This window comes from Acinetobacter sp. AS23 (assembly GCF_023612055.1).
GTDB classification, from domain to species: Bacteria; Pseudomonadota; Gammaproteobacteria; order Pseudomonadales; family Moraxellaceae; genus Acinetobacter; species Acinetobacter oleivorans.
On the sequence record NZ_CP082274.1, the window covers coordinates 227,061 to 248,071 of the forward strand.

The 21,011-nt window shown below is 36.1% G+C and carries 18 protein-coding genes and 1 tRNA gene; 10 read left to right on the plus strand and 9 right to left on the minus strand.

All coding sequences use genetic code 11. The features are described 5' to 3' along the window. Positions 1 to 12: 12 nt before the first annotated feature. Positions 13 to 987, minus strand: a complete 975-nt coding sequence (locus K6I41_RS01015) for a LysR substrate-binding domain-containing protein (protein ID WP_013196629.1) — start codon at positions 985 to 987, stop codon at positions 13 to 15. 20 nt (positions 988 to 1,007) lie between these two features. Next, the gene (gene ycaC, locus K6I41_RS01020; protein WP_002052204.1) at positions 1,008 to 1,634 is read right to left on the minus strand and encodes an isochorismate family cysteine hydrolase YcaC; all 627 of its coding nucleotides are present in this window, start codon (positions 1,632 to 1,634) and stop codon (positions 1,008 to 1,010) included. A gap of 276 nt (positions 1,635 to 1,910) precedes the next feature. Here ycaC and K6I41_RS01025 point away from each other — a divergent pair, with 276 nt between their 5' ends. The 4 genes from K6I41_RS01025 to K6I41_RS01040 all read left to right on the plus strand — a co-directional run bounded on the left by K6I41_RS01025 (position 1,911) and on the right by K6I41_RS01040 (position 5,784). Beyond that, complete coding sequence (locus K6I41_RS01025; protein WP_250375045.1) at positions 1,911 to 2,783, plus strand: pirin family protein; 873 nt, start codon at positions 1,911 to 1,913, stop codon at positions 2,781 to 2,783. Positions 2,784 to 3,222: 439 nt separating this feature from the next. After that, entirely contained in the window at positions 3,223 to 4,521 is a 1,299-nt protein-coding gene (locus K6I41_RS01030; protein ID WP_043961653.1) for an FAD-dependent oxidoreductase, read from the plus strand. 4 nt (positions 4,522 to 4,525) lie between these two features. Next, positions 4,526 to 5,353 carry an SAM-dependent methyltransferase gene (locus tag K6I41_RS01035; protein WP_250375046.1) on the plus strand — a complete coding sequence of 276 codons (828 nt, stop codon included), beginning with the start codon at positions 4,526 to 4,528 and terminating at the stop codon, positions 5,351 to 5,353. An 8-nt stretch (positions 5,354 to 5,361) separates the two neighbouring features. Continuing rightward, positions 5,362 to 5,784, plus strand: a complete 423-nt coding sequence (locus K6I41_RS01040) for a GFA family protein (protein ID WP_002117390.1) — start codon at positions 5,362 to 5,364, stop codon at positions 5,782 to 5,784. A gap of 535 nt (positions 5,785 to 6,319) precedes the next feature. Here the strand turns inward: K6I41_RS01040 and K6I41_RS01045 are convergent. The 4 genes from K6I41_RS01045 to sxtP form a co-directional block, all read right to left on the minus strand. Then, the gene (locus K6I41_RS01045; protein ID WP_005300754.1) at positions 6,320 to 6,703 is read right to left on the minus strand and encodes a hypothetical protein; all 384 of its coding nucleotides are present in this window, start codon (positions 6,701 to 6,703) and stop codon (positions 6,320 to 6,322) included. A 476-nt stretch (positions 6,704 to 7,179) separates the two neighbouring features. Beyond that, positions 7,180 to 7,255: transfer RNA gene (locus tag K6I41_RS01050), tRNA-Thr, on the minus strand. A 111-nt stretch (positions 7,256 to 7,366) separates the two neighbouring features. Continuing rightward, positions 7,367 to 7,693, minus strand: a complete 327-nt coding sequence (locus K6I41_RS01055) for a gamma-glutamylcyclotransferase family protein (protein WP_250375047.1) — start codon at positions 7,691 to 7,693, stop codon at positions 7,367 to 7,369. Positions 7,694 to 7,716: 23 nt separating this feature from the next. Further along, the gene (gene sxtP / locus K6I41_RS01060; RefSeq protein ID WP_250375048.1) at positions 7,717 to 8,961 is read right to left on the minus strand and encodes a multidrug efflux MFS transporter SxtP; all 1,245 of its coding nucleotides are present in this window, start codon (positions 8,959 to 8,961) and stop codon (positions 7,717 to 7,719) included. A 140-nt stretch (positions 8,962 to 9,101) separates the two neighbouring features. Between sxtP and sxtR the strand changes: the two genes are divergently transcribed. From sxtR to K6I41_RS01075, 3 genes are all read left to right on the plus strand, one after another. Next, complete coding sequence (gene sxtR / locus K6I41_RS01065; RefSeq protein ID WP_013196633.1) at positions 9,102 to 10,001, plus strand: multidrug efflux pump transcriptional activator SxtR; 900 nt, start codon at positions 9,102 to 9,104, stop codon at positions 9,999 to 10,001. 833 nt (positions 10,002 to 10,834) lie between these two features. Next, a complete protein-coding gene (locus K6I41_RS01070) occupies positions 10,835 to 11,797 on the plus strand; it encodes an isocyanide synthase family protein (protein WP_013196634.1) in 963 nt (320 codons plus the stop codon). A 33-nt stretch (positions 11,798 to 11,830) separates the two neighbouring features. Further along, entirely contained in the window at positions 11,831 to 12,625 is a 795-nt protein-coding gene (locus K6I41_RS01075; protein WP_013196635.1) for a TauD/TfdA family dioxygenase, read from the plus strand. A gap of 515 nt (positions 12,626 to 13,140) precedes the next feature. On the opposite strand, the gene K6I41_RS01080 is transcribed toward K6I41_RS01075, so the two are convergent. Together K6I41_RS01080 and K6I41_RS01085 are read right to left on the minus strand one after the other, a co-directional pair. Continuing rightward, positions 13,141 to 16,185 (minus strand): efflux RND transporter permease subunit, encoded by a 3,045-nt coding sequence (locus K6I41_RS01080; RefSeq protein WP_151988723.1) that lies wholly within the window; start codon positions 16,183 to 16,185, stop codon positions 13,141 to 13,143. Beyond that, positions 16,182 to 17,309, minus strand: a complete 1,128-nt coding sequence (locus tag K6I41_RS01085) for an efflux RND transporter periplasmic adaptor subunit (protein ID WP_151988722.1) — start codon at positions 17,307 to 17,309, stop codon at positions 16,182 to 16,184. The genes K6I41_RS01080 and K6I41_RS01085 overlap by 4 nt, the downstream gene beginning before the upstream one ends. 132 nt (positions 17,310 to 17,441) lie before the next feature. Between K6I41_RS01085 and K6I41_RS01090 the strand changes: the two genes are divergently transcribed. Then, entirely contained in the window at positions 17,442 to 18,059 is a 618-nt protein-coding gene (locus tag K6I41_RS01090; RefSeq protein ID WP_151988721.1) for a TetR/AcrR family transcriptional regulator, read from the plus strand. Positions 18,060 to 18,181: 122 nt separating this feature from the next. Here K6I41_RS01090 and K6I41_RS01095 read toward each other — a convergent pair whose 3' ends face one another. Further along, complete coding sequence (locus K6I41_RS01095) at positions 18,182 to 19,066, minus strand: DMT family transporter (RefSeq protein WP_250375049.1); 885 nt, start codon at positions 19,064 to 19,066, stop codon at positions 18,182 to 18,184. Positions 19,067 to 19,417: 351 nt separating this feature from the next. Here K6I41_RS01095 and K6I41_RS01100 point away from each other — a divergent pair, with 351 nt between their 5' ends. After that, positions 19,418 to 20,098: a hypothetical protein gene (locus K6I41_RS01100; RefSeq protein ID WP_151988719.1), complete on the plus strand. Its 681-nt coding sequence runs from the start codon at positions 19,418 to 19,420 to the stop codon at positions 20,096 to 20,098. Positions 20,099 to 20,113: 15 nt separating this feature from the next. Further along, positions 20,114 to 21,004 carry an FAD-binding oxidoreductase gene (locus K6I41_RS01105; RefSeq protein ID WP_250375050.1) on the plus strand — a complete coding sequence of 297 codons (891 nt, stop codon included), beginning with the start codon at positions 20,114 to 20,116 and terminating at the stop codon, positions 21,002 to 21,004. Positions 21,005 to 21,011: the final 7 nt, after the last annotated feature.

The following is a 21,011-nucleotide window of genomic DNA, read 5'->3' on the forward strand; positions in this document are numbered from 1 at the left end:
CGGTTTTTTTATTTAAGTTGGCAGATATCCTTCATGGCTTTCGGGTAAACGTCTGAGTTCTTCAATCAGCGTTTCAATGAGTTTTTCGACCACCAGACGTTGACCTTTTCTAGACACATAGACCAGTTGTAGCATGCCAATATTCGACTTCCAGTCAGGAAGAATATGAATAAGTGTGCCTTTACGAATTTCAGATTCGACGGTTAAAAAAGGAAGGTCGGCAATGCCTAATCCGTCCATCACTGCATAGTAGACCCCTGCTAAGTCATTACTTTTGATTCGTGGTTGATAAGGCACATCAACTGATTCACCGTTACGAATATTGCATAAATGCCAAATAGGGTTTTGTTTTTGAGTACCTAAGCTGATACTTGGAAAGTCTTGTAATTCGGAATAATGCTCAATAGTACGGCCTTGCAGTAATTCAGGCGAAGCCACCAGACAGTGATCTGTTTTAATCACATCACGAACAATTAAATTTGAATCTTCATTCGGTTCAAAATTGGTCCGAATCGCGAGATCGATATCATCATGCAAGATATCGACTCGACGGCTGGTTAGCTCAAGAGATATTTCAACTTTTGGATAGGTTTTTAAAAACTGATTTAAAATTTTTCTAATTTGAAAATGCATCATTAAAGGTGGGCAGCTTACTTTGACTAACCCTTGAGGTTCACTTTTTTGCTTTAACAAAACGTTTTCTGCACATTCAACTTGAGCAATGACTTTGCAGCATTCTTCATAGAACTCTTGGCCTAAATCGGTCACTTTAAAATGTCGGGTTGTTCTTTGAATGAGGCTAACGTTAAATTTATTTTCAAGGTCAATAATACGTCGGCTGAGCTTAGATTTACTAATATTTTCGGCTTCACTGGCCGCACTAAAGCCGCCGTGTTTTACGACTAAATAGAAATAATAAAAATCATCAAAAGAACTTATCAATGTCAGATCAATCCATTTAAATTTAAGATTAGAGCGCTTAAGCACTCTAATCTTGGCAATAGAATTTATTTTTGCGATGTATTAAAGCTATAGCTGGTCATCAGGTTGCGGTAATCAGGAATATGATTTGAGAAGAGTGCTCCAAGACCTTCCACATCATTACGCCAGTCACGGTGTAACTCACAAGCCATACCGAACCAAGTCATAAGCTGAGCACCTGCTTTTGACATACGGTCCCAAGCAGCATCACGTGTTAATTCATTGAAAGTACCAGAAGCATCGGTAATCACAAACACTTCAAAGCCTTCAGCGAGTGCAGATAAAGCTGGGAACGCCACGCAAACCTCAGTGACTACACCAGCAATAATCAGTTGTTTTTTACCTGTCGCTTTGACCGCTTTTACAAAATCTTCATTGTCCCAAGCGTTGATTTGACCAGGACGTGGAATAAATGGCGCATCTGGAAAAAGCTCTTTTAATTCTGGAACTAAAGGACCATTTGGACCGTTTTCAAAACTCGTGGTAAGAATAGTCGGTAAATTAAAATATTTCGCAGCATCTGCAAGTGCTAAGACATTATTTTTAAATTTATCTGGATCGATATCTCGAACTAAAGAAAGTAAACCTGCTTGGTGGTCAACTAAAAGAACCGCAGCATTATCCTTGTCTAAACGTACGTAATCTTGAGCCATTTTTATATCCTCGTGTTATCAAAATAAATAATCAAAAATTATTAAGTAGGTCATCAGTGCCTAAAATTATGCTAGATGAGTTTGTTGTCGTGATTAAGTCTAAAAAATAGGATTAAGAATTTTAAAAATAGGACGATCTTAAAAAGAGTACCTCAAACTTTATGATTGTCTCATAGATGAAATAATGTGTTGCTAATCCTGATCTATAAACTGCAATTATTGAGGCGTAAAATCAATCTCAGTTCAAGAAAATCCTACATATATAGGAGAGATCAGATGAAGAAATTTCTTGGTGCATATCAAAATAACCACATGCATTGGGTGGGTGATGGTTTCCCTGTATATAACCTATTCTCTTATGACCGTTTAGGCCAAACCCTAAGCCCATTTTTGCTACTTGATTATGCAGCGCCTTATACATTCTCGCCAACGACTGAACAGCAAGGTGTCGGTTCGCATCCTCACCGTGGCTTTGAAACAGTGACCATCGCCTACCAAGGTGAAGTGACACATAAAGACTCAAGTGGTGGTGGCGGAACCATTAAAACAGGTGATGTGCAATGGATGACTGCGGGTGCAGGAGTGTTACATGAAGAGTTCCATTCTCCTGAGTTTGCAGAACATGGCGGTCTGTTTGAAATGGTGCAATTGTGGGTAAATTTACCTTCACATTCAAAAATGACGCCTGGAAAATATCAAGCCATTGAAGCGAAAGAGATTCCAGACATTGCGTTAGACGAGCATGGCAGTCATTTACGTGTGATTGCTGGTGAATATGCAGATGCAAAAGGTGCAGCAACGACATTTAGTCCATTAAATGTATGGGATGGTAAATTGGCTAAAGGTCAAAAACATACCCTCTATGTACCTGAAGGTCACACCACGCTTGTTGTGATATTAGATGGCGCAGTTGTGGTCAATGATGCAAATCGTCTTGAAGGTAAAACTGTTGCGATTTTGTCTCGTGAGGGTGTTGAGTTTAGCTTAAATGCAGAAGAAGACACTAAATTCTTAGTGTTAACTGGTCAACCACTTAACGAACCAATCGAAGGTTATGGTCCATTCGTAATGAATACCAAAGCCGAGATTATGGAAGCGATTAATGATTTTAATCGTGGAAAATTCGGTTCAATCATGCAAGAAGGATAAATTGTTTAATTGCGCTTAATCCGCTATTAAAACAAAGTAATAAAAAGCCCGCTATCAAGTGTGAATAGCGGGCTTTTTCGCTGTAAAGATTCTGTTTTTATGATGGTTTTCATTGTTGTTTCGGCATTGTTTTATGTGATTTGGTTCTCATTATTGTGGCTCTATGATATCTCAAAAAAAGATAGTTGTAAAACATATGATATAAATATAGTTAAATTATCTTATTTTATTTAAAAGATTTTTTTTAAATTTATAAAAAATATCAGTTTTTATATGACTGTATATTTTTGTAAAAAAATATAAAAAGCTAGCCTGTCCTTTAGTTAAATATTTTCTATATAAATTGATGCAAAAAATAAAAATCTGGTAGTTTTTAATACGGTGTTTTTTTAGGGTATGAGTGATAATCAAAAAAATTCTCGAAAAATGGGACATCATTTTGAATATCGCAATTATTGGCAGTGGAATGGCAGGTCTTGCGGCAGCAAGAATTCTGAAAGATGCAGGGCATACGATCACGATATTTGAAGCACTTCCTGGCCGGGGAATGGATAGCCATAGCATTGAATTCGATGGTGGAATTATTGATGCACCGCTACGTGTGATGAATCCACATCTGTGGAAGAATACACTCAGCCTTGCTGCTCATTTAGGCATTAAAACCTTCCCTGTTCGTACTTATATGTCATGTAGCTGGTTATTCGAAGATCGTACGGAAACATGGTTAACGACATCTCGTAGTCGTATTGGTAATTTCCCAATTATCAATAACCGTAAAGGCATCCAGCAATATGGCTGGCGTCTTGTGAAAGGAATGTTGCAATTAAAAACTGCAATTCACCAGTTTTTCAAATCTAAAAATCAAGATATTACCCTCGCTGAATTTATTAATCAGAACGATATAGAAGAAGTATTCTGGCATGGCGTTGTAATGCCGGTGCTCTATACCATTTGTACATGTAATCCAAAAACAATTGGCGACTGGCCTGCAAAAAACTTACTTGAGTTTTTACGTCACTTAACTGATGGCGATATGCTGTTACGTATGAAAGGTGGTACACCTGCATTTGTAGACAGCTTAATTAAAGATATCGACATTCATAGCGGATCAGCGATTAAGAACGTTGAATTACAAGGCGAAAAAGTACTGGTTGAAAACAGCCAAGGTGAAAAGAACTTATTTGATCGAGTGATTGTTGCAACGCCAACATCTAAAATTGATGAGTTTTTGAACCCTGAACAATTTGCTGAAGATATGAATTTGCTTAAGCAATTCCGTTTTGAGCAAGGCGATCTTGTGATTCATACAGATGCAACAGTAATGCCACCACGCCGTAAGGATTGGTCAGTGCTGAGCTATATGATGGATCGTAAGTTTACGCGTCAGCAATTCACAGTTTGGATGAATGCGGTTGAACCATCACTTGTGGGTAAAAATCCAGTGTTCCAAACTTGGCGCCCAGTGACTGATATTGACCCTAAAAAAATCATTTCGAAAGTGACTTTAACGCGTGCAGTTGTAGACTCGCAAACAATTGCTCTAAATAAAGAATTGCAACAACGCCATTTAGACTTAAACCGTAAAGTATTTTACTGTGGTTCATGGTCATGTGATGGCTTACCAATTTTAGAGTCGGCAGTTACTTCTGCGATGCATATTGCTGAAATTTTAGGTGCACCTTTACCATTTGTAGGTTTAAAACCTCAGGTTGAAGTTGCTCCGGAACTCGGTTACTAAAATTGTGAAAATAAAAGTCCGAGCGGCTCTTTCTCGACTTATTCCCCATAAATATGCAATTGATGCATCAAGTTTGGGAGATGACGAAGAGCTTGCTTGGACAAATTTGGGTTTTTGGAAAAATACTCAAAACTACCGTGAAGCTTGTTGCCAATTGGCAGATCATTTGGCACAAGCTGTCAATTTAAATTCAAAAGATCATCTCTTAGATTTAGGCTGCGGACAGGGTGCAAGTTTGTTGCACTGGCTACAGCACTATCAACCCAAAAGCCTCAGTGCAGTTGACTTACAAGCCCAGTGTGTTAATAAAATTCAAAAGCTTATTCCTGAAATAAGCCAGATTTCTTGTGGTTCATTTTTAAATTTAAAACAATTTGAATTTAAACAACGCTTCGATGCTGTGTTATGTATTGATGCGGCTTATCACAGTCATTTAAATTCATTTCTAGATTCGGTCACCCCGGTTTTAAATTCAAATGGCCGATTAGGTTTTCATTACTTAATGCGCGCTGACTCATGTCAAAACATGACAGTCCTGCAAGAACAAAAGCATCGTTATTTACTCAAAGCAGCAAATGTCGCTTGGGATACTGTGCCGACTGAAAAAATATTAAGAACAACCTTGGAACAACAAGGTTTTGCTGATATTCAAATTGAAGATTTATCCGAGCCTGTATTACTCGGTTTTTCGCGGTATATTCAAAATCAGCAAGGACAAAATCAAAGCCGAGGATTGGCAAATTTTAAAATTCAAATGACTGCAAAGTTATGCCAACAACTCTACCAAAATGGATATGTACGTTATATTCAAATCACAGCAATAAAAAAATAGGATTAGCCATGTCAGCTAAATATCAAGGATCGTGTTTATGTGGAGCTGTGAGTTACCAAAGCGAAGCGGAGCCACGTTATAGCTTTAATTGCCATTGTCGAGATTGTCAGAAGGCAACAGGTTCAGCATATGCACCAATCGCTTTTTTTCACCAATCTGAATTGAAAGTAAGTGGCGAGCTTAAATATTTTGAGACTTTGGGATCTTCTGGCCGACCTATTAAACGAGCGTTCTGCCCGACGTGTGGTTCTCAGCTTTTTGGCTTACCTGAAATTGCGCCTGAAATGATTTCAATACGTGCAGGTACTTTGGATGACCCGAGTCTCTATCAGCCTAGAGCAGAGGTGTTTGTGAGCCAAGCCTATGCATGGGATACGCTGAACCCAAACCTTAAACACTTTGAAAAAATGATAGAGAAGAGCAAGAAATAAGGCTTAATTAAAAAAGCCAAATATTGCCAAAGTACATATTAAAGTAAGACTGCCAAAGGCTAAAAATAATATAGTTTTTCTAAATTTTAGCTGAGGCATTTTACTTACAATAATAATAAGGCATGCAAGTATGGTCACTAAAGGTTGAAAAAGATTTGATGGCAAAGTAAACATCTCGTTCCTTGTTATTTTTAAATATATTTTAGAAATAAAGTAATGGGTTCATTATAGCGTTTTCTTATTTAATTGACGAACAGAACTTGTTTATAAATTCATATTTTTATTTCAATGATAGTAAATTAAGTTTTAAATTTAAAAGAAACATGTACGCTTTTTCTTACATACATTCGGGAAATTGGCGTCTTTTTATGACGTGATGAATTGCCTATGATGAACTCATCAGGAACAGGAAGTTCCGAAACGTAAAACAACAATAATAAGTTTAAGCATCAGGACGTGAGGTATTACAGGAAGTGTACCTAGTAACGAAATACGAAAAAAGCCCAACAGGATGTTGGGCTTTTTTCATTTTGTATTAATAAATTTGTTTGCCGCCTAATGCTGTGCAATCAACTGGTGTATTCCATTTTACGGCAGTTCCTGTAAGTACTGGACGTACAATACGCCACGGCCAGAAACCAAATCTTTGGCTTTGATGATAATTAATCACCACATCTGCACCGTATTTACGAGCAACGATCGCTAATTTAGGTTTTACTTCTTCAAAACCACCATAGGTTCCTTTCGCGGCTTTAATACGTTTAATAGATTTATAGTGCTCTGCTGAAGGAGTACCCTCAATTAAGCAAATGGGTGGGTTTGCAGTAGTTTGCATTTGAGCTTGAGATGTAGTGTCTTGAGCATATGTTGTTAAAGGCAAAGTTAGAAATAAAGCAGGTAAAATAAAACGAAGTTTCATATTTTTCCGTATTGGTATCTTAATGAATTAAAGTTTATAAAATAGGTCTTATTCATATGACCTTATTTGGGGGCGCATTATAATCGTATCTTTTTAATATTTCTTATTTTAATCTTATATTTTTTAATAAATTAGCAGCATTCTATTTCACTTGTTAAAAGAATAAATTCCTTTTAGAAAATTATTTTTAAGCTTAGGTTTATAATAAGTCTTTATCAAATTAAAAAAATAGTTTTAGGCAAGAGCTTTTTATCGAAAAGATATTCTTTAAAATATTATTAATATATTTTGCTATAAAACTATAGCCGCAGCAAAAGAAATGGTTATTGAATTAGAGAAATATGAAAAATAATTTGAAGGGTGTAGGTCAATAGGTCTGCACTCAATTTTTTGGTAATAATTATAAATCTTTAAGTATTTCAAAACCTACAGGCAACAAAAAACCCCATAAATCAAATATTCATGAGGTTTAATGATGGTGCCGGCACACGGATTCGAACTGTGGACCTACTGATTACAAGTCAGTTGCTCTACCAACTGAGCTATGCCGGCAATGTGGAGTGAATTTTACAGTTTCTTAAAAAAAATACAAGCCAAAAAATGAGCATTTGAATTTTTTCTATCAATTTTTAAGCGCTTATGCGTTTGAGCTTTAAGAATGGCCTAAGGCTTCAACATATAAATAAAAGAATCAACATGTTCACCACTATTTAAAGTGACGCGAACAGGTACTCTTTCGTACTCTTCGCCTTCAAAGTCATCCAGTAATTTCCAGTTTGCATCTAGATGTTCCGAGCTAAAAACAAAACCTTGCACTTGGTTAGCACTATTATCGAGTACAATTCCCGGATAGCCTAAATCTGCTCCCCAACCTTCATGACGTAGGGTTCCGTTTACCCAGCCTTCCGACCATTGTCCGCCAATATTTTCAAGTATATGGGCATTAGGACGGCCAGGACCTAAAGTGCCATAAACAAATAAACTCGACATGTGATTTTCCTTTAAATTACTCATTAATGCGCTTTTGCGTGTTTTGTATAAATTACTAAAAATATTCCCAATAATGACAATACAACCGTTAAAGCTACAATCGCACTCCAGCCGCGGTGTAACCAGAACCAACCACCTGCCGAACCGACAATACTTGAACCCATATAGTAAAACAGCAAATACAGTGAACTTGCATGGGCTTTGGCTTGTTTGCTTTCAGCGCCGACTGAACTACTCGTAAGCGAGTGGGTAATAAAGAAGCCGGTGGTAATAAAGGCAATCCCAATAATAATGCCAAAAAGCGAGCTGAGCAGGGTCATGAGGCTACCCACAATCATGAGCGCGAAACCACTCATCATCATGGTTTTTTTACCAAAGCGATCGGCTAAGCTACCTGCCAACGATGAAGACACCATACCAAAGCTATATGACAAGAAAATAAGGCTAATTTGAGTCTGACTCAGTGAATAAGGTGCTGCGCTTAAACGGAAAGTGGCGTAGTTAAACAAGGTAACAAACACACTCGTGAGCAAGAAACCAATAGTAAACAGGCGTAGCAATTTAAAATTACTTAAATGGGTCCGCCACATTTGCAGGTGAAAATTTAAATTCAAACCCTTTTTCTGTACAAAATTACGCGAAGCAGGAAGTAAATTCAAAAAGGCAATTGAACAAATAAAACAGATTGCGCCAAGTAAGCCTAAAGCAGTTCGCCAAGAAAAATATTCAATCAAAATACCCATGCCGACACGGCCCATCATTCCACCAAAGGCCGTACCTGCAATATACAAACCCATGGTTTTACCCAAGTATTCAGGTGCGATTTCTTCGGCAATCCAAGCCATAGTTACGGCTGGTACACCGCCAAGCAATAGACCTTCTAGTGCTCGTGCTATTAGTAAGCTATGCCAGTTAGGCGTAAACATAGCCACAATATTAAGAATAGCCGCACACAGCATTGAACTAAAGATGACACCACGACGACCAATTGCCTGTGAAAAAGCACTAGATAGAACAATTGAAATCGCTAAAAAGGCAGTCGTTAATGACAGGGCAAGAGAGCTACTCGCAGGACTAATCTGGAAGCTTTGGCTAAATGCAGGCAGGAGCGGTTGTACGCAATAAATCAGAGAGAAACTAGCGAAACCTACGAGGAATAAAGCGAATCCTGCGTGTTTATAGGCTTTAGTCCCTTTGTGAATCCATTCTCGGGAAAGAACAGAAGTTGCCTCAGTGCTTAAGGTACTGGGCGTAGATGAAGAGTTCATATCATGACCAGGACAGAAAGAAAGTACAGTGCTTTTGGAACATGCTGCATCGAGAGAATTCGATAAATTAAAATTAGCAATTTAGATGGTATTTTTCTAATATATTTAACAATAGGTCATAATATGTTTTATATATAGCGATGGAACTCAGACATATACGCTACTTTCTAGCAGTAGCAGAAGAAAAAAACTTTACTAGAGCTGCGCATCGTTTAAATATGAGTCAGCCGCCTTTAAGCATGCAAATAAAGGACTTAGAGGAAGAGCTAGGTGCAGATTTATTTATTCGTTCTCCGCATGGGGTGGAGCTGACCGAAGCTGGGTTTGCCTTTTTAAATGCGATTCAGCCTGTACAACAGCGTGTAGAAGATGCAGCGAACTTGGTTAAACAGGTGGCAAATGGTGAAGTGGGCCAATTACGATTGGGTTTTACGGGGACCTCAATGTTGAACCCTCTAATTCCTAAATGCGTTCGTTATTTCCAGCAGCAATATCCTAAAGTTGATTTAAAACTTGAAGAAGCGAACACCTTGCTGCTCATCGATTTACTACTCGAAGACCGCTTAGATGTTGCGATTATAAGGTCACCACGCAATATTCCAGACAGTTTAATTATTCAAGAGTTATTAGCAGAGCCACTCATTGCTGCTTTGCCTTCGGAGTCTTTTAATTTAGATGATTCAACGCAAGAAATTGATTTAACGGCACTGCGAGAGCTTGATTTTATTGTCTCACCACCTTCCATTAGCGCAGGGCTTTTCGATGCGATTAAACAAGCCTGTCATGAGCGTGGTTTTGAACCAAAAATTGGACAAAATGCCCCGCAAATTGTGTCAATTTTATCGTTGGTATCTGCAAATTTAGGGGTGTCTTTGGTTCCTGAATCGACCAAACAATTACAAATACAAGGTGTGGCTTATCGCTCTTTGAAAACATCTGTACCTACGGTGGGTTTAGGGCTTGCTTATAAAAAACATGCTCCTTCACAAATGGCAATTAATTTTGCCAGTGTGGTGCAAGATATTCTCCATTTTAATTAAATATTATGAAAAGGAAGTTAAATTTTATTCACTATATAATTATTTATAGGTCTAGATTTATACAAAAATTATTTAATTTTGGTTGAAAAATAGGCTTATGAACGAAGTTTTTATCTATAAACCATAAAAACTATTATTCTATTTTTTTTAAAAAATTTATGAAAACTTAATAATATTAAACATTCGGAAAAATTGTAAAATTTTTATATTAGTTTTATTAATAAATTAATTGGTAATTTAAACTTATTCTTAATTGTAAATAATAAATCAATTGTTAGAGTTTTTTTGTAATTTAAATTTAAGCAAAGGTTTACTATGAATTTTTATAATTTTAATGAAAATAAAATTTTATTTTATGTCTATTTATTTTTCATTCTGTATTAAAAAATTAATATTAAATTAAACTGAATAATTATGTTTTTTTGGTGAGTGTTTTAATTAATTTTTAGGACGTGGATTTACGTTAAAGCAAATGCTACACTTGTGATTGATTTAGAAAGCTTAATATAAATAAAATTTTATAATTAAGGGAAATAATCAGATTTTAACTAATAGATATGTTTTATTGGTGGTTGAATGTTCGATAGTTATTTGTTTTGATAGTTAAAATTAGAAATATATGATTTAAAAGTTAGATCTTATTTTTTTGTTAAATAAAAAGGTTAATATCATCAAAAATAGGATTAATTACTATAGAAATTATTATTGGAGAGAAAGCTGAATGAAATAAGTGAAATTTATTTATAAAGTAATATTGAAAATTTAAATAAAGGCTTAAAAATAAGTCTAATTTAAAAGTTTGTGAATGTATAAAGGAAATAAGGGTTTTTGTTGTGGTACAAATTTTAAATAATGATTTAATGTTAGCTGAGCAGATCGTAAAATTAATTTTTCATAAGCGACGTTTATTAGCAAATGACTCAGAGCAAGAGAACTTTCAAGAAGAAGCTTTTTTACATATTCAAAAAGTATTGAATTTTGTCAAAAATAAACAACCTATTCATATGATTTTACCTGCTTTTCCAGCTAAATCACCAAATAGGAAAAAAACTTTAGATATTTTTCCTGATAAAGGTGAGGAATTAGCTTTAGCAACATTGAATAAATTATGTGAAAAAATAAAAAATATTTATGCACCTGGAGCAAAGTTAACTATTTGTTCTGATGGAAGAGTTTTTGCTGAACTAGTACGAATCCCGGATGAGGCCATATCTTCTTATAAATATGATCTTATAGAGAGAGTGGGAAAACCTTATGCAGATAATATTGATTACTTTGATTTAGATGATGTTTTTCAAGATATACCAGAATATAGCACACTGCGTGAAGAGTTGATGGTTCAATATGGAGAGTCATTACTAAGCTTAAAACACCGATGTAAGCAAGAAAAACCAGCAGCTGAAATGTACCGCGGGATTTGTCGCTTTTTGACTGAGGATTTTTCAGGTCTTAATGAATTCAAAGGCTGGTCAAAAAACCAGATATTGAATGTAGCTCGTATGAATGCTTACCGGGTAATTCAAAGAAGTAATGCATGGACTAATTTATTGAAGGAGCAATTCCCAAATTCGGTTCGTCTTAGTATTCATCCACAACCTCGAGTTTCAGAAAAAATTGGAATATTTTTGATGGACTCGGATGACAATTGGCGTACACCTTGGCATTCGGTCGTTATACAAGATGATGATGGATTTACTTTAGTTCCACGACATAAAGCCGAAGAAGAAAATGCTTTATTAATCTTTAAAAACGGAAAAGCTAGCCATTATTTGCGTAATAACCAACAAGAAATGTAAGTAAATATGGTTTTATATTTAGAGATTTGAATAATGTTTAGTGTAAAAGATTTATCTCCATTTGGAGCATTAATAACGGCATCTGGTGATCATGACAATATTAATGAGATCGGTGCCGAGGTTTTAAATAACTTGTTGTCTCAATATAAAGTTTTAGTATTTCGTGGATTTAAAGCGTTACCAGATCCACAATATATTAACTTTTGTGAGTCATTAGGCAATCTGATGTATTGGGAGTTTGGTGCTTTACTCAATGTAAAAATGGAACAAGATCCTAAAAACCATATTTTCTCAAAAGGTAGGGTTGAATTGCATTGGGATGGAGCTTTTGCGAAACAAACTCCAAGAATTAATGCTTTTCAGTGTACCGTATCCTCAGAAGATGGGCGAGGTGGGGAAACACTTTTTGTTGATACCACACGTATTTTGAAAGATATACCTTCTAGTCAATTAGAAGACTGGAAGAAAATTAAGCTATCTTATTCGACTGAAAAAAAAGCACATTATGGCGGCTCAATTGATGTAAGCCTCATTGAAAACCATCCTCATAAAGGCCATTCAGTTATCCGGTTTATTGAAATCGAAAATGAAGATAATCAGGAAGTGAATCCTGTACAGCTCTCCATTAAAGATACAAATCATCAACCCGTAGAATCACAGGAAATTGTTCAGTCAATTACAGAGATTTTATATGACCCTAAATACATGTACCAACATCAGTGGGTCAGTGGCGATTACATGTTGATTGATAATAATTCGGTATTACATGGCCGTGCAAAAGTTGAGGGAAATGTGAATCGACATTTAAAACGTGTCCATATCTTGTAACTAATCGATAGAAAACAAATCGATGGAAAATGTTAATGGATCAAGTGCTTCAGCTGAAGTTATTAGGACAGATTTTTCATTGAGTGGGTGGTGATTCTGCTTATCAGCAGAATCATTGCCTAGATTGCTCAAAGGTTTTTAGCTCAAATGGAATCACTAGGTGAAATTCTAGCCGGAATTATAATAGGACCTAGTATATAGGGACTCTTTTACCAAATGTATTTGTCTCATTTCTGAAGTGATGTGTAGTAAAAAAATTAAAAATTTCCGTATGGGAGTTGCGGAAATTGAAAATTCTGTACAATCAGGTGTAGAAATTTTCTTAGCGGCTTATCTTGTCTAACACTATTTTTTTCTTCTTATAAAATTTGAATAATGAGCTACTTCGAATTTACAAGTGACTCATCATCATTTTCCTCACTTTAGAAGTTTACAAACCATTAAAAAAGCACAAATAGTAAAATCTATTTGTGCTTTTAAGCTATAAATTTTTAGTTCTATCGAGCTAAATAAATTTAGCTTTTCACTCTAAACCAAGCGGCATAGAGTGCTGGGACAAAGAATAAAGTAAGTATCGTTGCTACTGCTAACCCCCCCATAATCGCAATTGCCATTGGGCCCCATAATGTGGAAAGTGTAAGAGGAATCATTGCTAAAATTGCTGCTAAAGCTGTCAATAGAACAGGACGAGTACGACCTACAGTGGCTTGAATAATCGCTTGTTCTGGCGTTTGACCGGTAGAAATATTTCTATCTATCTGATCAACTAAAATAACCGAATTACGCATAATCATACCAGCTAGAGCAATTACTCCTAATGTGGCCACAAAACCGAATGGTGCACGAGTAATCAATAAGGCTAGGCTTACTCCAATCATGCCAAGTGGAGCTGTTAATACCACCATAAACATGCGACTGAAGCTTTGCAGTTGTAACATCAAGAATATTGCCCAAAGTAATAACATCACCGGCATAACAGATTGAATAGCTGTATCTGCTTTAGCACTTTCTTCAATAGTTCCTCCAGTTTCAATACTGTAGCCAATGGGTAACATTTTACGAAGATCATTTAGCATCGGTTCTATTTGCTTTGAGACATCTGGTGCTTGAGCACCAGACACGTCAGCACGGACGCTGAGAGTTGGTAAACGGTTACGTATCCAGATTCCTCCTTCTTCTAATACAGGTCTGAGTTCAGCGACTTGATCTAGAGGAATATTTTTTCCATTTGATGCACGAATCGTAATTTGACCCATTTGAGCTGTATCAAGCCGATTATCTGCTTTCGCTCTTGCTACAACATCAATTAACTCTGTGCCTTCTCGTATCTGGGTAACTGTATAACCACTTAATAACATTTGTAAGGTACGTGAAATATCTTGCGAGCTTACTCCTAAACTACGGGCACGTTCCTGATTAATGATAAATCTGATGGCTTTACTACGTTCGTTCCATTGAAAATTGACATCACGTACATTTGGATGCTGACGCATAATGTCGCGAACCTCAGCAGCAATTTCACGAACTTTTTCAGGATCTTTACCACGTACCCTAAACTGTACAGGGTAACCAACAGTGGGACCTAGCTCTAAACGATAAACCCGTGTTCGAATATGAGGGAATTGCTGAATGAGACGATTATGTAGATCAGAAGTTAATTGACTCGCTTGTTCAATATCTTTTGGATAAACAATTAACTGTGCATAATTATTTTTAGGTGTTTCTGGATCAAGAGATAGATAAAAACGAGGAGAACCACTTCCTACATAAGCTGTGTAATCTCGGACCCGTTGATCACTGGAAAGTAATTTTTCAACCTGTTTCGTTGCGTTTAACGTTGCCGTGTAACTAGCACCTTCTTCGAGCTGTACATCAATTAGAATTTCTGCACGCGGTGAATCTGGAAAGAATTGTTTAGGAACGAATTGAAATGCAACTAAAGCGAGAACAAAGCTGAGAACAGTGGTCAGTAAAACCCATTTCCTTTTTTTGACGCACCATGCAATTTTACGACTAAACCATTGAGAAAGTTTATCTCTGTATGAATTTTTCGAGGAATGAGAATGATGTGGCTGTACTTTGGGAAGTAAAATTGTGCCTAAAAAAGGAGTAAACAGTACTGCTACAAACCAAGATACAATTAAAGAAATCCCAACCACCCAAAAAATTGATCCGGTAAACTCACTTGTTGAAGATAACGCAAAGCCAACTGGAACAAAGCCCGCCGCTGTAATTAAAGTACCTGTTAGCATAGGAAAAGCTGTATTACTCCATGCAAAACTCGCAGCTTTAAAACGGTCCAGACCTTCTTCCATTTTGACTTGCATCATTTCAACAGCAATAATCGCGTCATCGACTAACAAGCCCAAGGCAATAATAAGTGCACCTAAGGAGATTCTTTGTAAATTTATATCTAGGCGCCACATAAAGAAAAAGGTAATACCCAAAACTAGTGGAACAGATAAAGCAACCACAATCCCTGTCCGCACGCCTAAAGCAAATAAACTGACGGCAAGAACAATGCCTAAAGCTAGAATAAAGTGTCCGAGAAATTCATTAACTGAATGCTCAACGAGACTAGGTTGATCCACTACTTTTTCAATAAAAATACCCGCAGGTAAGTTTTCTTGTACCTCTTTAATACGTTGATCTAGATGTTTGCCCAAAGAAAGAATATCGCCTTTTTCTGTCATTGAAACAGCAAGACCAGTGACACGTTCACCATTTCGTCTCATAGACATTTGTGGGGGATCGATAAACCCTTTATCAATATGAGCAACATCCCCTAAATGAATATTGTGTGTTCCGACTTGAACTACGATATTTTTTAAGTCTTGTACGCTTTTTACATCTCCATCAACACGAGCATATATACGGGCATGAGGACCTTCAAAAGTTCCTGCTGGTTCGACTGCATTTTGTTTTTGTAATTCATTAACTAAGTCTAAGGGAGAAATACCCAGTTGAGCTAACTTGGCATAATTGAATTCAATATAAAAGCGAGGTTCTTGAACGCCTAATAGAATGACTTTGGAAACATCGGGAACCTGAAGTAAATGGTCTCTTGTAGAAAGAAGAACCTGCTTCATTTGGACATCATCAAATCCATCAGCATGAAATGCGTAAATAGACCCAAAGGTATCTCCAAAGTCATCATTAAAAAATGGTCCTTGGATATCTTGAGGCAAATTTTGCCGTATGTCGTTTACTCGTTTACGTGCTTGATACCAACTTTCTTCAATTTGACTTTTACGTGTCCAGTCTTTCAGAACTAAAAAGATGGTTGCTTGTCCTGGGCGTACATAACTTTGTACATAATCATAATTAGGTACTTCTTGAAGTGTACGCTGAATTTTTTCAACAACCTGTTGTTCTAAATCTCGTGTAGTAGCGCCTGGCCAATTTACATCTATTGTCATGACCTTTATCGTTAAATTTGGATCTTCAGCGCGCCCTAATTTAAAATAAGCTACAGTACCTAAAAGAAGAGACAGTAGCATCGCGAAAATAATTAATGTTCGATGCTGGAGTCCCCAACTGGATAAGTTAAATCCTTTCACGGTAACCTCCCATCCCATGCTTTTACACTCATCTTGCTATCGAGACGATGGACGCCAGCCGTAACAATTTGTTCACCCACCTGAATACCATTGGCAACCGTAATAGTTTCAGTATTGATTTTGCTAAGTTTAACTGGACGAAGCTGAAGATTTTTTGCACCGTGGGGTAATATCCAAACGGCTGTTTGTTGTCCTTTTTGGAAGAGGGCACCAATAGGTAAAATAATCTGTTGATCTACATTCTTATTTAAAAAATGGACTGTTGCTGTCATACCTAATTTAGCTGCAGCTGGTAAATTTGATATTGAGATTCGAACACGATAAGTACGACTATTTGGATCTGCAACAGTCGCTATTTCACGCACATGACCCGTAAAAGTATGGTCAGATAAGCTAAGTAATTTGATGCTGACCGGTTGGTCTATTTTGATTTCATTAATCTGACTTTCAGGAACATCTATCTGTACTTCATTTTCACCATTTTGAGCTAATTTAAATATAGGCGTGCCAGCTGACACAACCTGTCCACTTTCTGCTTGAACTTCTGCAATTGTTCCTACTGCTGGTGAACGTAAAGTCGTATAACTTAAATCGTTTTGTGCCCGATCAAGGCGACTTTGTGCTGCATTTACTTGTGCTTGAGTGTTTTGATATAAGTTTTCAAGACTATCGAGATCGGATCGTGAAATAGCGCCTATGTTAACCAGACTACGATTACGTTGAAGATCTCTTTGTAGTCTTGTGAGAGTGCTTTGTGCTTGATGCAATTCAGCAGTTGCTTCCTGAATACTAAGTCTAAACGGAGTATCGTCTAACTGGGCCAAGGCTTGATTTTTTGTAATAGAAGCTCCTGTATCTACTAAACGTTTAATGATACGACCTGCTACCCGAAAAGAAAGTTGGCTTTCAACTCTCGGTACAATATTTCCTGAAAAAGATAAATTAGAGAGCTCACTGGCAGGATGAGCTGTGGTGAGTTGAACAGTAATAACCTTTTCTGGCTCTTCAGTTTTATTACTACAACCAACTAGGGGGAGAATACTTACAAGAAATAAAATTATAAAAATCATGTAGATATTTGTTTCTAATGATTTTAATTGATTTTTAAACTCAATCGGAGGCATTTCGTAGATCCTTAAAGGGATTTTTAAACAATTAAAGTTTTCAGAGGAGTATTTTTGTACTGGTTCGCAAAATATTTGAATTTTGTACTGTTTTGTATAAAATAGTCAATAAATTTTTTATGGAGATCGCAAATGGAAATTAAATCTCGAGGCAGACCGCGCTCTTATGACCCTGAGCAAGTATTAGAGCGGGCATTACATGCATTTTGGAAAGGTGGATTTTCAGGAACTTCTCTTGATACTTTGGCTTTGGCCACAGGTTTAAACCGACCAAGTCTTTATGCTGGCTTAGGAGATAAACGCACAATCTATATTAAAGCGATGCATTATTTCCAAAAATATGCCCAGACAGAATTTGGCAAAGCATTGGAACATAAAGATACGGATAGGTCGTTTGCCGATGTTATTTTGAGATATTTGCGAACAGCTCTCGAAGTAGATGGATATCATGAAGATATCGATTTGAGCGGATGTGCAGTTATATCAACAGCCATGGCTGATGCGTTGGCTGATAATGAAATCCAAGCTGTATTAAAAGAAGTTTTAACAGAAATGAATGAACAGCTTTATCAACGGTTGAGTCTAGCTAAACAAAATCTAGAATTGCCTCATAATACTGATATTGATGCATTAGCTTTCTTAATGACTTCTGCCGCGCATAGTATTGGAATTCGTGCTAGGGCAGGTTTAGACTTACAGCAAATCGAAATATTACTACTTTCTGTGTCTAAAATTCTTTGCCCAACTTAAAGTAGAACTGTGTCTAAATTAAATAAAGCTCTCTAAAGTTTATCAATAATATTTTTAAAATTAGATAAATTGAGTTTTAAAGAGAGCTTGGATTTTGTTCCATTATCAAATTTAAATTTGCACTAGGCTTTAGGCGCTTTATTAATTAAAACAATGCCTGAAATAATGAAGATTGCACCATACAAAAACGATAAGGTTGGCTGTTCATGAATGAAAACCCAAGCCATCAGTGCTGCAAAAATGGGTTCAGAAAGTTCGGTCACTTGTACTTTTGCTGCGGGTAGATATGTTAACGCTTTGGTTGTGCAATAAAATCCAAGAATGGTCGGCAGAACTGCCAAGCCAATTAAACCTAAAATAATATTGGAATTAAAACTAATGCTATGAAAATTAATTAAAAAGGGAACGGCAAGATAAACACTACCAAAAAATAATAAATACTTCGTTAGGAATAAACCACCATTTAATCTGAATTTTTTAATTAATACTGAGAATAGACCATAGCCAGTGCCTGCAATAGAGGCATTGATCAGCATTAATAAACTATTTTCACCTTTCCATGAGATTAAACTAATACCTGTTACAGCTAATAATGTTCCAGCAATAGAATGAATATAAATACTTTCTTTTAAAACTAATCTACCAAAAAATAAAGCTGAAATAGCGGCTGAAGCCATGAGCACCACAACTACATTGGCTGCTGCACCATGGTTGTAAGCAATGGTTTCGAAAAAGAATAGTGAAAAAATCCCTAAAAAAGCACATATTGCAATTTGGACAAAAACACTCAGTTTGCTGGGAGTATTGCTAATAAAAGCAATTTTTTGGCTAACAGGAACTTTAAATAAAAACACACTTAAAAAGAAGAAGGCGATGACTGTTTTTAAAAAAGCAATGTCTTGTGGGCTTAAGCCACTGTGCATAAGCAGTTTACTGATCACACCAATAGAGGCATTGAGTGCAGCAGCACAGAGTGCAAATAGAGTCCCAATAATCAGATTATTCACTTTTCTAATACTTCCATATATTTAGCCATAAGGAGTCTACATTGTTTTTCTCAATATAGCCCTGTCAAATTCCTTCTTTTCCATGAAGTATAAATTATTTAAATTTTGTTGGTGATGGATATTAATTTGAATTAATCCATTTATTAAAAATTATTTGTTGTTCGATTGTTAATTAAATTATTTTATTTAATTTTAATTAGAAATTCTTAAAAATAATATTTTGTTGACATTTTTAAAAATATATTTAAACATAATATTTGATTGTTTTAAGTTTAATTAATAACAGTCTTAATTCTAGCTAAATAAGTATTTAATACTTAGATAATAATTTAAATATAATGGAGATAATTCGTGTTTTTCTCACAGGAAAGTTTGAAAAAATTAGAAAGTGCGGTTGATCATGCTATGCATAGCGAGTTTAAAAAAGATGAGATTATGCATAAATTTCATAATGAAGACTGGTTCGATGAAAATTATTATAAACGTCATATGTTAGAGTGTGTTATTCGCATTCATATGAATAATGAATTAGATGCAAATGCAGTTCGTGTTGCAGCCATCAATAATATCTCTGCCGCAAAACAGCTTTCATATTATTTATATGATGAATTTGGTCACGATGAAATGTTTGGTCAGGATTTGACTAAATATGGTTATTCTTCAGATCAGATCGTTTCAAAAAATGCATTTCCTGAAACATGGAAATTGATGGGGTACTTAAACTTTTGTGTAGAGAAATTTGGGGCATTACCAGCAGTCGTTTGGGACTGGTTCCTTGAATATTATGGCGACAAATTTAATAATTTTATTACGCAAAAAGCGGGTGTTCATATGGGGAATCAGGCTGTATCGGGCGCAGCTTCGCATGTTGCATTTGATGAAGCTGAAGACCATAGCGGCATGATGACAGAGATGCTTTCTTCTGTAATTAAGACACAAGAAGACTTTGATCTAGCAATCAAGCATATCAATAGCTTTGTTCCAATGGTGGGTGAGTATTTTCAGGCTGTACGTGCTGAAACGCTTTCATAGCAATGGAATTAGAATATGCCAATGGTAAATATCCGCACTCAAGAGCATATTTACATTGCTGATTCTGAACAGCCTCTCATCGATGCGGTGCCTGATAGCGCCGTGATGAAAGGCTGTTTAAAAGGTGTGTGCCGGGTTTGTCGATGTAAGCTAAAAGGTGGAGTCGTATACGAATCGGGAAATCAGGTTGCCGTAGGGAAAGAGTTCTTACCTTGTATTAGCTATGCTCATAGCGATGTCGAAATCGCGCCATTGGTTAATAATTTTAGTGTGGCTCAACTTGTCAGTAGAAGTTTTCTTGCTGAAAATATTGTTGAGCTCACATTTAAAATTAAAAGGACGTTCTTTAGCTCTAAAGCAATTGTGAATATCAAACACCCATCAGAGCCTTTAATTCGAAGTTACTCTGTAGTTTCACTGGGTGTAAAAAATTATGATTTTTTTGTTTTGCACATAAAATTAAGACCAAATGGAATATTTTCTAACTTATTTGAAAAGCTAGCGATTGGTGATCAATTAGAATACAACCTGAATAATCATATAGAACCTGAATACGAGAACGATATTTCTACGCTCAATATTGTAAGCGGTGGAAGCGGCATGGGAGCTGCACTTACTCGTGGATTAGATCTCATCCGGAAAAATCCTATTTCTAAAGTAAATATCTATGCGATTAATCGGTCAGTTTTAAGTGATTATCATCAATATTGCTTCAATGTTTTTCGAGAACAAGTTGATGCTGAGGTCAATATTATAAATATCCCGTTTTGTACGTGGACAAATAATGGATTTGATTTTTCAAATTATTTGGACTCTCACGAGTTAACAGTGGGTGTCGGTTCTACCCCAATAATTAATAAAATTTTAAATCAGCCTCTGTGTGAGTTAGAAAGTTTTGGTCCCTAACGGAGAC

Excerpts from the sequence above, each read along its gene's own strand:
- K6I41_RS01045 (WP_005300754.1), bottom strand. The coding sequence starts at position 6,703 with ATGAAACTTCGTTTTATTTTACCTGCTTTATTTCTAACTTTGCCTTTA.
- sxtR (WP_013196633.1), top strand. The coding sequence starts at position 9,102 with ATGGAACTCAGACATATACGCTACTTTCTAGCAGTAGCAGAAGAAAAA.
- ycaC (WP_002052204.1), bottom strand. The coding sequence starts at position 1,634 with ATGGCTCAAGATTACGTACGTTTAGACAAGGATAATGCTGCGGTTCTT.
- K6I41_RS01085 (WP_151988722.1), bottom strand. The coding sequence starts at position 17,309 with ATGCCTCCGATTGAGTTTAAAAATCAATTAAAATCATTAGAAACAAAT.
- K6I41_RS01055 (WP_250375047.1), bottom strand. The coding sequence starts at position 7,693 with ATGTCGAGTTTATTTGTTTATGGCACTTTAGGTCCTGGCCGTCCTAAT.
- K6I41_RS01025 (WP_250375045.1), top strand. The coding sequence starts at position 1,911 with ATGAAGAAATTTCTTGGTGCATATCAAAATAACCACATGCATTGGGTG.
- K6I41_RS01105 (WP_250375050.1), top strand. The coding sequence starts at position 20,114 with ATGCCAATGGTAAATATCCGCACTCAAGAGCATATTTACATTGCTGAT.
- K6I41_RS01090 (WP_151988721.1), top strand. The coding sequence starts at position 17,442 with ATGGAAATTAAATCTCGAGGCAGACCGCGCTCTTATGACCCTGAGCAA.
- K6I41_RS01075 (WP_013196635.1), top strand. The coding sequence starts at position 11,831 with ATGTTTAGTGTAAAAGATTTATCTCCATTTGGAGCATTAATAACGGCA.
- sxtP (WP_250375048.1), bottom strand. The coding sequence starts at position 8,961 with ATGAACTCTTCATCTACGCCCAGTACCTTAAGCACTGAGGCAACTTCT.
- K6I41_RS01040 (WP_002117390.1), top strand. The coding sequence starts at position 5,362 with ATGTCAGCTAAATATCAAGGATCGTGTTTATGTGGAGCTGTGAGTTAC.